The 9,263-nt window shown below is 62.3% G+C and carries 13 protein-coding genes and 1 tRNA gene; 8 read left to right on the top strand and 6 right to left on the bottom strand.

Annotation, left to right across the window (positions count from 1 at the left end):
* Positions 1-150: 150 nt before the first annotated feature.
* Entirely contained in the window at positions 151-801 is a 651-nt protein-coding gene (locus tag AUR66_RS17785; RefSeq protein WP_157533217.1) for a helix-turn-helix transcriptional regulator, read from the bottom strand.
* Between the two features lie 218 nt (positions 802-1,019).
* Between AUR66_RS17785 and AUR66_RS17780 the strand changes: the two genes are divergently transcribed.
* Both AUR66_RS17780 and AUR66_RS17775 read left to right on the top strand, forming a co-directional pair.
* The gene (locus tag AUR66_RS17780; RefSeq protein WP_058573492.1) at positions 1,020-1,352 is read left to right on the top strand and encodes a DUF7553 family protein; all 333 of its coding nucleotides are present in this window, start codon (positions 1,020-1,022) and stop codon (positions 1,350-1,352) included.
* Positions 1,353-1,399: 47 nt separating this feature from the next.
* The gene (locus AUR66_RS17775; protein ID WP_058573491.1) at positions 1,400-1,618 is read left to right on the top strand and encodes a hypothetical protein; all 219 of its coding nucleotides are present in this window, start codon (positions 1,400-1,402) and stop codon (positions 1,616-1,618) included.
* Positions 1,619-1,652: 34 nt separating this feature from the next.
* Here AUR66_RS17775 and AUR66_RS17770 read toward each other — a convergent pair whose 3' ends face one another.
* Both AUR66_RS17770 and AUR66_RS17765 read right to left on the bottom strand, forming a co-directional pair.
* Complete coding sequence (locus AUR66_RS17770; RefSeq protein WP_058573490.1) at positions 1,653-2,519, bottom strand: potassium channel family protein; 867 nt, start codon at positions 2,517-2,519, stop codon at positions 1,653-1,655.
* A 620-nt stretch (positions 2,520-3,139) separates the two neighbouring features.
* Positions 3,140-3,211: transfer RNA gene (locus AUR66_RS17765), tRNA-Ala, on the bottom strand.
* A 225-nt stretch (positions 3,212-3,436) separates the two neighbouring features.
* Here AUR66_RS17765 and AUR66_RS17760 point away from each other — a divergent pair.
* From AUR66_RS17760 to AUR66_RS17745, 4 genes are read left to right on the top strand one after another with little or no spacing between them, the layout of a single operon-like run.
* Positions 3,437-3,904, top strand: coding sequence for a 30S ribosomal protein S15 (locus AUR66_RS17760; protein WP_058573489.1), 468 nt, complete (start codon positions 3,437-3,439; stop codon positions 3,902-3,904).
* Positions 3,905-3,908: 4 nt separating this feature from the next.
* Positions 3,909-5,030, top strand: coding sequence for a hypothetical protein (locus AUR66_RS17755; protein WP_058573488.1), 1,122 nt, complete (start codon positions 3,909-3,911; stop codon positions 5,028-5,030).
* The gene (locus AUR66_RS17750) at positions 5,027-5,269 is read left to right on the top strand and encodes a KEOPS complex subunit Pcc1 (RefSeq protein ID WP_058573487.1); all 243 of its coding nucleotides are present in this window, start codon (positions 5,027-5,029) and stop codon (positions 5,267-5,269) included. The genes AUR66_RS17755 and AUR66_RS17750 overlap by 4 nt, the downstream gene beginning before the upstream one ends.
* Positions 5,262-5,918 carry a 30S ribosomal protein S3ae gene (locus AUR66_RS17745; RefSeq protein ID WP_058573486.1) on the top strand — a complete coding sequence of 219 codons (657 nt, stop codon included), beginning with the start codon at positions 5,262-5,264 and terminating at the stop codon, positions 5,916-5,918. The genes AUR66_RS17750 and AUR66_RS17745 overlap by 8 nt, the downstream gene beginning before the upstream one ends.
* Before the next feature lie 88 nt (positions 5,919-6,006).
* Here the strand turns inward: AUR66_RS17745 and AUR66_RS17740 are convergent, their stop codons facing one another.
* A complete protein-coding gene (locus AUR66_RS17740) occupies positions 6,007-6,453 on the bottom strand; it encodes a cupredoxin domain-containing protein (protein ID WP_058573485.1) in 447 nt (148 codons plus the stop codon).
* Between the two features lie 133 nt (positions 6,454-6,586).
* Between AUR66_RS17740 and AUR66_RS17735 the strand changes: the two genes are divergently transcribed.
* Positions 6,587-7,258, top strand: coding sequence for a protein sorting system archaetidylserine synthase (locus AUR66_RS17735; protein WP_058573484.1), 672 nt, complete (start codon positions 6,587-6,589; stop codon positions 7,256-7,258).
* Between the two features lie 9 nt (positions 7,259-7,267).
* On the opposite strand, the gene AUR66_RS17730 is transcribed toward AUR66_RS17735, so the two are convergent.
* Complete coding sequence (locus AUR66_RS17730) at positions 7,268-7,543, bottom strand: DUF7111 family protein (protein ID WP_058573483.1); 276 nt, start codon at positions 7,541-7,543, stop codon at positions 7,268-7,270.
* A 113-nt stretch (positions 7,544-7,656) separates the two neighbouring features.
* Between AUR66_RS17730 and AUR66_RS17725 the strand changes: the two genes are divergently transcribed.
* Positions 7,657-7,971: a helix-turn-helix transcriptional regulator gene (locus AUR66_RS17725; protein ID WP_058573482.1), complete on the top strand. Its 315-nt coding sequence runs from the start codon at positions 7,657-7,659 to the stop codon at positions 7,969-7,971.
* Positions 7,972-7,977: 6 nt separating this feature from the next.
* On the opposite strand, the gene AUR66_RS17720 is transcribed toward AUR66_RS17725, so the two are convergent.
* On the bottom strand, positions 7,978-9,120 hold the full coding sequence (locus AUR66_RS17720) for an acyl-CoA dehydrogenase (protein WP_058573481.1): 1,143 nt from the start codon (positions 9,118-9,120) through the stop codon (positions 7,978-7,980).
* Positions 9,121-9,263 lie beyond the last annotated feature (143 nt).

Here is a 9,263-nt window from a genome sequence, read left to right as displayed (position 1 = left end):
GGGCCTCTCCCATGCCAAGGGAGTGATCTACCCCTGATCTACGAGCCCTCGAACGCATCCGTTCATTCCCCGGTCGAATAAATAAGGGCTTCGAATCGTCGGACCGCTGTGGGGCTATCGCGTGGCACGAACCTAGCTCCGACGCCCGGATCACTCCTCCTCGGTCGTCCGGTTCGGGTCGGTGAAGACGACGAGTGTGCCGCCATCAGTCTCTCGCCGCTCGACATCTCCCGTCGCAACGAGGCCGTCGAGCACGCGGCGGGCGTGTGCCGGCGACCAGTCGAGGGCCTCTTGCATCACGTCCTCGAACATCCGACCGTTGTTCTCGTGCAGGAGCGAGATGACGCGCTCTGCGTCGGAGCGTGAGTCCGCTGACGACGCTGCCGCAGGTGGCGTCTGGGTGGTCGAGTCGGATTTGTTCCGTCCACGAAGGATGCCCGCAGCGACGAACCCGACGGCGAACACCGCGAGTGCACCTAACAGGAGCAAGGTCTGGTCGTTCGATTCCTCGCTGCCAGTGTCGCCGTCACCACCCTCGTCAGGGGCGTCCGTCGCCGGCGGCGCGTCTGTTGGTTCGTCTGTCTCAGGAGGTGCCTCTGTCGGCTCGTCTGTCGGCGCTTCTGTTGGCTCCGCAGTCGTCTCGACCGGTGGTTCGGTCACTTGCTCTTCGGTCGTCTCGTTAGTGCCGTCTCCCACACCCTCACCGACACCGGCACACCCCGCAGTCGCTACGAGGAGTGCGAGAATAGCCACCGCGAAGACATTGCGTATCCGTCGAGCGTCCCCCACTGGAATCACCATGAATACCTATACGTCAACAAACACGATAGCTATTGTTGGTGGAGAATATCCGCGTTGTCAGCTCGTACATATCTATCTAATTCTCTGAGAAGTGCAGAATTCGAGAGTTTCAGAGAATACTAGTGTTTTCGAAGAATCGCGTCTATCTTCATTCTCGATCAGTCAAATTCAAAGAATGTTTGACAAATCATTTCCATCGCGGTGTCGATATATCGGGTATGGCCCGAGTCCGAGACGAACTGACGAAAGCGAGTGAGAGCATGAAGCGAGCCCTCAACGAGGCACAAGAGGACGTGAGCGAGGGGGTGAACGACGCATCCGAACGTGTCTCTCGTCTCGTCGACGACGCGAAAGACGAGACGAGGCAGACGACGGACTCCCTCCGTGGGGACATCGACAAGATGATAGCGGACCTCGATGGCCTCATCGACCAGGCGACAGACGAGACTCGAGAACACCTCGAAGAGACGCGCAGTCGCCTCTCCAACGCCCGCGACGCACTCGCTGGGAAGACCGAAGGGACGTCCAGCGGTGAGGAAGCAGACGACTGAGCAGCGAACCGATTCTGTTTTTCCGTCCGTCCGAAAACCAGTAGTCTATGCCCAGTGATGACGACGACGCACCACTCGTCCCAATCGTGTGCGAAGCGTGTGAGACGACGTCGCGGATTCCCCTGTCGGACGTGCCTGACACGATTCAGAAACACAACGACCAATTACACGACGGCGAGGATATCGCACAGGTAGACCCCGAAATCGTCCGTCACGTGACTGACCTCGCTGCCGAAGACATCGGAGTATCCGACGACGACGCGTAATTCGCCGACGTTCGAATCTCCGTCTCCTCGATTCTCACTGATTCGTCGGACCAGCGGAGTCGAGCGACTCTCCGCAGTGTGGGCACCGATTCTGAGACGCGTCGTCGCTCGGTCCAGTTGGTCTTGTTTTCGTCTCGTCCTGCGGAGATTCGGCGCCGTGCTCCTGTTCTCGCTCGGCGAAGAATCCTGCCGCCAAGATACTCGACGGGAGTGCGAAGAACGCGATTCCACCGAAGGTCGTAATCGCACCCAGCAGGCGACCCAACGGCGTCACCGGAACCACGTCACCGTACCCGACGGTGGTGAGCGTCACGACGCCCCACCAGAGTGCGTCGGGAATCGAACTGAAGGCCTCTGGCTGAGCGCCGTTTTCCGCGAAGAACATGAGTGTCGAAGAGACGAGAACGAGTGTTCCGGCACCGATGAAGGCGATGCCGAGGTCCTCGCGTTGAGCGGCGAGAACCCGTTTGAACCGCGTTCGGGATTTATCGAGGCGCGGGATGTCGAACATTCGTGCCAGCCACAGAACGCGGACCCCACCTAACGTCTCTGGGTACAGGAAAAACGACGGCCAGAACACGACGATGACGACCAAATCGAGGAGGACGAAGGGTTGGCGAACCAGTCGAAACCGCCCGTCAGAACCCCGATAGACTCTCGATGTTGCTGCCGCCCAGATTCGGACGACGAAGAGGAGTGTGAAGAGAGCGACAGAGACGACTGCGAACCCGTCGAACAACAGTGGGACCGCATCGTAGAGACGGTCGATGCTCTGGAGCACGACGGCGACGACGTTCAACGAGGCGAGAACGAGCGCGGCAGATTGGAGGCGCCGTCCGACACGACTCTTCGTCTCCGGGTCGACTAGTCTCCACGTCCGGCGTTTCCTCGAACCACTCATGAGAGATATATCAACGTAGATGGATATAGTGTCGCCGCCGACCCAGCCTACATCGGTTTTCTTCACTTCGGTCAGAGATGGACTCGCCGGTGGTATCGACAGAAGTTGATGGACTCGCCGGGACTGAGCAAACCGCAGGTTTGCGAAGGTCGTGAACGAAGTTCACGGGATTTGAACTCACTCGCAAATCAGAGATTTGCTCGCTGCTCAAATCCCGCCTCGAACAGACATCAATACAGTCACCACACAAGTGGCTCGGCGACCTCCTGACGGAGGCACGCCTCAGAGGGTAGTGGTGACAGAAATTGATGGACTCGCCGGGAGTCACGTGAGCGGAGCGAACGTGACGTCGGCGAGTTCACGAACGACTGACGGAGCGAAGCGACGGAAGGAAGTGAGTGGACTCGCCGGGACTGAGCAAACCGCAGGTTTGCGAAGGTTGTGAACGAAGTTCACAGGATTTGAACCTCAGTCGCTCCCGTTCGCTCGCGACGCTCGCTCACCTCTCGCTCCCTGATTCAAATCCCGTCTCGAACAGGCACGATTTCACGCGACACCGAGGTGTACTCGCAGGACTCCTGACGGAGTCACCGCTCGTTGGGTGGTGTCGCGGAGAATAGTGGACTCGCCGGGATTTGAACCCGGGGCCTCTCCCATGCCAAGGGAGTGATCTACCCCTGATCTACGAGCCCTCACCACCTCGTAGCCGCCACCCGTTTAGAAGCCCTTCGATTCGAGGTCGGCGCGAGTCGAAACGGTTTAACCCGGCGCGCGTGGAGAATCCAACGGGAATCCAGCACGGCCGCAAATCTGACGTGCCCACATGAGTGGGCTTGGGATTGCGGTAGTGCCCCAGCAGTCGCCAGTGCGACTGCGGGCACTCGTTTCTGCGGTCAGTGCGGTTCCAACCCGCAACAATGGCACGAATGCACACCCGCCGCCGTGGCTCGTCCGGTTCGGACAAGCCCGTGGCAGACGAAGCACCGGAGTGGAGTGACGTCGACGCAGAAGACATCGAAGCACGCGTCGTCGAACTTGCCGAACAGGGCAACGACCCCAGCCAGATTGGCCTGTCCCTGCGCGACGAAGGCGTCAAGGGCGTCCCGGTTCCGGACGTCAAACTCGCCACCGGCAAGAAAGTCACCACCATCCTCGAAGAGAACGACGCGTCCCCGGACCTTCCGGAGGACCTCCGTAACCTGATGGAACGCGCAGTTCGCCTCCGCGAGCACATGGAGGAGAACCAGCAGGACAAGTCCAACCGTCGCGCGCTCCAGAACACGGAGTCGAAGATTCGCCGCCTCGTCTCGTACTACCGCGGCGACAAACTCGACGACGACTTCACGTACAACTACGACGTCGCCGTCGAACTCCTCGAGAAGTAAGTAGATGTCTCCGAGTCCCGCCGAACAGACACCCGCCGCCGAGGCCGCCGCAGTGCTTCGCGAGGCGACGTTCGTTCGCCTCCGCGTCCACACCAGCGGTGCTGCCGTCGCCGCGGCGGGCGTCGTCGGGCGGGCACTCGAGACACTCGACGTCCCCTTCCGTATCCGGGCGACCGACACCCCCGACACTGCCGCACACGACGACGTTGCGGCCGTCGTCGGGATGTCGGACGCCGATGCCGACCTCGAACTCGACCCGCGTGACGCAGTCGCCGTCGTCCGCGAACTCGGTGTCGACCCCGACCCGGTGGTCGCACTGGCAGGCTTCCACGCCGCCGGTGTGTCGCCGGCGGACGACACCGCACTCACAGACGCAGCGACCGACGCAGGTGTCGAGTCCCGACCCGGTGTGGCCGTCCCGACGGGCGACCTCGCCGACGGACTCGCACACTCGACGCTCGTCCACGCACCGTTTTCGGCCGACACAGAGCGCACACAGGCGGAACTCGCCGAACTCGCGCTCCCGGCCGAACTCGGCGCAGACGCGCACAGACGCGTCGCCTCCCTCGTCGCACTCGATGCGACGGGCGGTGAGGCGACACCGCGCGCGGCAACCGCTGTCGAGCGTCTCTTGCAACCGGACGAGACCCCGAACGGGCCGTTCGCGACCGTCGGTGGCTTTGCCGACGTCCTCGATGCGACCGTTCGGGAGACGCCCGGTCTCGCCGTCGCACTGGCGCTGGGTCACGACGCACGTGACGCAGCACTCGATGCGTGGCGCGAACACGCGCAAGCGACGCACGCGGCGCTCCGAGCAGCGACGACGGGGCGCTACGAGAGCCTCTATGCGCTCTCGTGTGACCTCTCGTCTCCGGGGCGACTCGCGACAGTCGCACGCCTCGCCCGCGACTTTCGGTCGCCGGAACCGACCGTCCTCGCGGTTGGGACCGGTGCTGCGGCACTCGTTTCGACCGGCTCCGCCGGCCTCGACGAGCAACTCGCCGCGGCAGCGACCGAACTGGGCGACGCGTCGGCGACTGGGTCACCCACGGAAGCGACGATGCGGTTCGACCCGTCGGTCGAGCCAAAATCGGTCGTCACGGCCGTCAGGGAGGTGCGCCGATGACTCGGCGGGCGACCCTGCGGACCACACACGACGACCCAGAACTCGTCGCTGCGGCACTCGGCCCGGACAACACGGACTCGATGCACACGACTATCGATGGGGACGAACTCGTCACGACAATCGAACGCGATTCGACCGGTGGACTCCAGTCTACGGTCGATGATTACGTCGTCAACGTGACGGTCGCACAGACCGTCATCGCAGCAACACGAACGCACACAACCACTAACCATGAGTGAACGATCCGTCTCTAAGCAGAAGCGCGGAAAGCGATGGTACACCGTCATCGCTCCCGAGAATTTTGACCGCCAGGAACTCGGCGAAACCTTCGCCGACGAACCCGAGAAGGTCTACGGCCGTACGGTCGAAGCGACCCTCGGCGAACTCAACGACGACCAGGGCGCGAACAACGTCAAACTCACCTTCAAAGTGAACGACGTCGGCAGCGACGCGGCCTACACCGAGTTCATCCAGCAGGAACTCACCCGAGACTACCTCCGTAGTCTCGTCCGCCGCGGCGCGTCGAAGGTCGAAGCCAACGTCACGGCTGTGACGAAGGACGACTTCCGTGTTCAGGTCCAGCCTGTCGCCTTCACCACGAAGAAGGCAGACCGCAGTCAGGAACACGAGATTCGCCGCATCATGATCGACCTCACCCGCGAGGCCATCACCGAGCGAACCTACGACGACCTGACCAACAGCATCACCGAAGGTCGTCTCTCGTCGGCTATCTACGGCGAGGCGAAGCAGATTTACCCGCTCCGCCGCGTCGAAGTCAAGAAGTTCTCTCTCGAGGCCCGTCCCGAGGAGATCGAGGCCGAAGAAGAGGCCGCAGTCAGCGTCGACCAAGAAGACGTCGCCGTCGACGTCGACGAAGACGACGAGTAAGTCCGCCAGACTGGCGGTCTGACTTCAACTTCGATTTTTCACCGGCTGTCTGTGAGCGGCAGCACTCGGTCAGAACACGGGGGCTCGATTACTCTTCGACTACAACCGTCCCGACCATCCCTGCCTGTTCGTGCGGGATGCAGAGATATTCGTACTCGCCGGGCACGTCGAACGTGTACGAGTACGTCTCACCGCTGTCGATGAGGCCACCGAGGGAGTTCGAGTACGCCTTGCGGGCCGTCTGTTCGTCCTCGAACTCACCACTGGCGAAGAACTCAGCGCCCTCGGGCAAGACGCTCTCGTAGGCCGTGACGGTGTGGCCACGCGAACTCGTGTTCCGCCACACGACTTCGTCGCCGACGTCGACGGTGACGACCGGCGGGTCGAACGCGACGGCAGTCATCCCGACGTCGAACTCCCCGTCGGACGCCAGCGACGTTGCACACCCGGCGAGGCTGGCAGTTACGGCCGTCCCCGCGGCGGCGAGAAACGCACGTCGTGTCTGGCGACCGTCTGAGGACCCATCGTCTCGCATAGCCGAGTCTCGGGACGCGACGGATAAATGTCGCATGGTTCACTCGCCGAACCGTCTGCGGGTGCGACCCCGACTGGCCCGACGGGACGAACGGAACGTAAGAGGCAAAGGGGAGGTACGCAATCGCAACGGTATGAGACCCCGATTCGTCGGCCGGTTAGGCCTCGCGGACGTGGTCACCGCCGGCAACGCGGCACTCGGGTTCGTCGCTGCGGTGCTGACCGCAATCGACGTTCGCCTCGCCGCCAAGGCGATTCTCCTCGCCGCGATAGCCGACGGACTGGATGGGGTCGTCGCCCGCCGCTACGGTGGGACAGAAGCCGGACCGTACCTCGACTCACTCGCCGACGTGGCGTCGTTCGGTGTCGCACCGGCGCTTCTCGTCGTCACCGTCGTCCGGGAGATGTGGGCCTTCGACCGACTGCGAGTCGTCCTCGGTGTCGCCATCGCGGCACTGTTCGTCGCCGCCGCCGTGATTCGGTTGGCCCTCTACACCGCCTACGACAGCGGAAGTGACGAGACGGTTGGCGTCCCGACGACGCTCGCCGCGACTATCCTCTCGGCCGGCGTCCTCGTGGGGTTCGTCGACCCGATGCTCCTCGTCGCGCTTTCGGCTATCATGGCCGGACTGATGCTCTCCGACGTGACGTACCCCGATTTACACGCACAGGACGCTCTCGTGATGGGCGTGGTGCAGGCTCTCGCTATCGTTCTCTCTGGGTCGCTCGGAGAAGGGTTCGCGTTCGGGTTGCTGTTCTTGGCGCTCGGCTATCTGTTCTTGGGGCCGCGGTTCTACTGGGGATAACCCGTCGATTCACATCCCCATGTCCGCCGCGTCCTCCGGAACCGGAAGGTCAGTCGGTGAGACGCCGAGGAGTTCTGCGGCGTGGTCGAGTGCCATGTCGAATCCGTAGTAGCGTTCTAACTCGTCGCCGTCGACGGTCGGTCGAACTTTGAGCATCGCGTAGCCACTGAGATTCTGTGCCACGGCGGCGGTTCGACCCTCCCGGTCGAATTCGAGGACGCGTTCGGTGTCGGTGACGTAGTACCGTGCGGTGATGCCGTTGGCGGACGCCTCCTGTTCGGTCATAACCGCCGCTTAGGACTGGGGTGTGTCTAATGTACCGGTTCTCACGAGGGACGAAGCGGTGAGTGACAACCGTGGAACGAAAGTGACGTGAGTCTCTCCGTCGAGGTGGAGGTATGTGGTTCCAGAGCGGCCGTCGGCGTGACCTCTGCGCCATCCTCTACGACGCAGGCGAACTCCGGGGACAGAAGTTGAAGACGCGACTGGAGAACTACTACGACATCCGACTCGACCCACAGTCGTTCTACGCGACGCTCGACGCACTCGTGGATGCGGGCCACCTCGAGCGACGAGTACGGGGGATACACGACGTGTACGGACTCACCGACGCTGGTGCGAGACAGGTCGAGTCGTACTACACGTGGCTCACAGAACGCATCGAAAAGAGTGAGCGGGGAACGGCCGACGCAGACGAGCGAATCGTCGACTGACGACTGTTACTTCTGTACCCAGTCGCCGATGGTGTTGCGGAGAATCTCGCTCGTCCCCTCGTATATCTCGTTGAGTTTCGCGTCGCGGTAGTAGCGCTCGGCAGCGAAGTCTTTGGTGTAGCCGTAACCGCCGTGAATCTGGATGCCTTCGTTGGCGACTTCACGGGAGATTTCGGAGGCGTAGAGTTTGGCCTGTGCAGCCTCCTTGATGAACGTCTCGTCGCGCATCTTCAGGTCTGCGGCCTTGTGCATGAGGAGTTTCGCGGCCTGAACCTTCGTGTCCATATCGGCGAGTTTGTGCTTGATGGCCTGGAAGTCGCCGATTGGCTGGTCGAACTGCTCGCGTTCGCCGGCGTACTTCACGGCGTCGTCGAGGGCGGCGCGCGCGATACCGACAGAGCGCGCCGCGATGGTGATGCGCCCTCCGTTGAGCGTCTTCAGTGCGTGGATGAACCCGTCGCCCTCGTCGCCGAGGAGTCGGTCTTTGGGGATGCGCATGTCGTCGAAGCGGAGTTCGGCGGTCGGACACCCCTTGTCGCCGAGTTTGTGCTCCGTGCCTTCGACGATGAACCCGTCGTCCTCCTCGGGGCGGACGACGAACGAGGAGATGCCTTTGTTCCCCGCGTCGGGGTCAGTCTTCGCGAACAGGATGACCGTGTCGGCGACCGACCCGTTCGAAATCCAGAGTTTGCCACCGTTGACGACGTACTCGTCGCCGTCTTTGACCGCCGTCGTCTCCATGGCAGGCACGTCGCTGCCTGCGCCGGGTTCCGAGAGTGCGAACGCACCGATGTCCGTCCCCTCGTTGACTGGCGTGAGGTAGGTCTGTTTCTGGTCTTCGTTCCCGAACTCGTAGAGCATGTTGCCCGCGAGGCTCGTGTGCGCGGCGACGATGGTCCCGAGGCCACCGGACCCTCGCGAAATCTCTTCGAGTCCGATAGCGTACGAGTGGTAATCGAGGCCTGCGCCGCCGTACTCCTCCGGGAAGGGCATCCCCATCAGACCGAGTTGGCCCATCTCTTCGACCAGGTCGGCGGGGAATTCGTCGGTTTCGTCGATTTCGGCCGCCCGAGGTTTGACCTCCTCGTCGACGAACTCCGCGACCATGTCTCTGATTTGCTTCTGCTCAGCAGTGAGCGTGAAGTCCATGTGTGGTTCTTTCATCGACTATGCTTATGATTTTCTGCTACGGAACACCGGCCTTCGCCCCACGAGACTTTTTATCCCCCCTTCCGTATTGGTGAACACTCCGAATGTCTCGACACGCCGATGCCCGGCCACCGGCAACCGAC

Origin of the sequence: Haloferax profundi (assembly GCF_001469865.1) — an archaeon.
Taxonomy (GTDB): domain Archaea; phylum Halobacteriota; class Halobacteria; order Halobacteriales; family Haloferacaceae; genus Haloferax; species Haloferax profundi.
This window is presented reverse-complemented; position numbering and strand designations above follow the sequence as displayed.

Excerpts from the sequence above, each read along its gene's own strand:
- AUR66_RS17725 (WP_058573482.1), top strand. The coding sequence starts at position 7,657 with ATGTGGTTCCAGAGCGGCCGTCGGCGTGACCTCTGCGCCATCCTCTAC.
- AUR66_RS17735 (WP_058573484.1), top strand. The coding sequence starts at position 6,587 with ATGAGACCCCGATTCGTCGGCCGGTTAGGCCTCGCGGACGTGGTCACC.
- AUR66_RS17730 (WP_058573483.1), bottom strand. The coding sequence starts at position 7,543 with ATGACCGAACAGGAGGCGTCCGCCAACGGCATCACCGCACGGTACTAC.
- AUR66_RS17780 (WP_058573492.1), top strand. The coding sequence starts at position 1,020 with ATGGCCCGAGTCCGAGACGAACTGACGAAAGCGAGTGAGAGCATGAAG.
- AUR66_RS17720 (WP_058573481.1), bottom strand. The coding sequence starts at position 9,120 with ATGGACTTCACGCTCACTGCTGAGCAGAAGCAAATCAGAGACATGGTC.
- AUR66_RS17740 (WP_058573485.1), bottom strand. The coding sequence starts at position 6,453 with ATGCGAGACGATGGGTCCTCAGACGGTCGCCAGACACGACGTGCGTTT.
- AUR66_RS17755 (WP_058573488.1), top strand. The coding sequence starts at position 3,909 with ATGTCTCCGAGTCCCGCCGAACAGACACCCGCCGCCGAGGCCGCCGCA.
- AUR66_RS17760 (WP_058573489.1), top strand. The coding sequence starts at position 3,437 with ATGGCACGAATGCACACCCGCCGCCGTGGCTCGTCCGGTTCGGACAAG.
- AUR66_RS17750 (WP_058573487.1), top strand. The coding sequence starts at position 5,027 with ATGACTCGGCGGGCGACCCTGCGGACCACACACGACGACCCAGAACTC.
- AUR66_RS17775 (WP_058573491.1), top strand. The coding sequence starts at position 1,400 with ATGCCCAGTGATGACGACGACGCACCACTCGTCCCAATCGTGTGCGAA.
- AUR66_RS17785 (WP_157533217.1), bottom strand. The coding sequence starts at position 801 with ATGGTGATTCCAGTGGGGGACGCTCGACGGATACGCAATGTCTTCGCG.
- AUR66_RS17770 (WP_058573490.1), bottom strand. The coding sequence starts at position 2,519 with ATGAGTGGTTCGAGGAAACGCCGGACGTGGAGACTAGTCGACCCGGAG.
- AUR66_RS17745 (WP_058573486.1), top strand. The coding sequence starts at position 5,262 with ATGAGTGAACGATCCGTCTCTAAGCAGAAGCGCGGAAAGCGATGGTAC.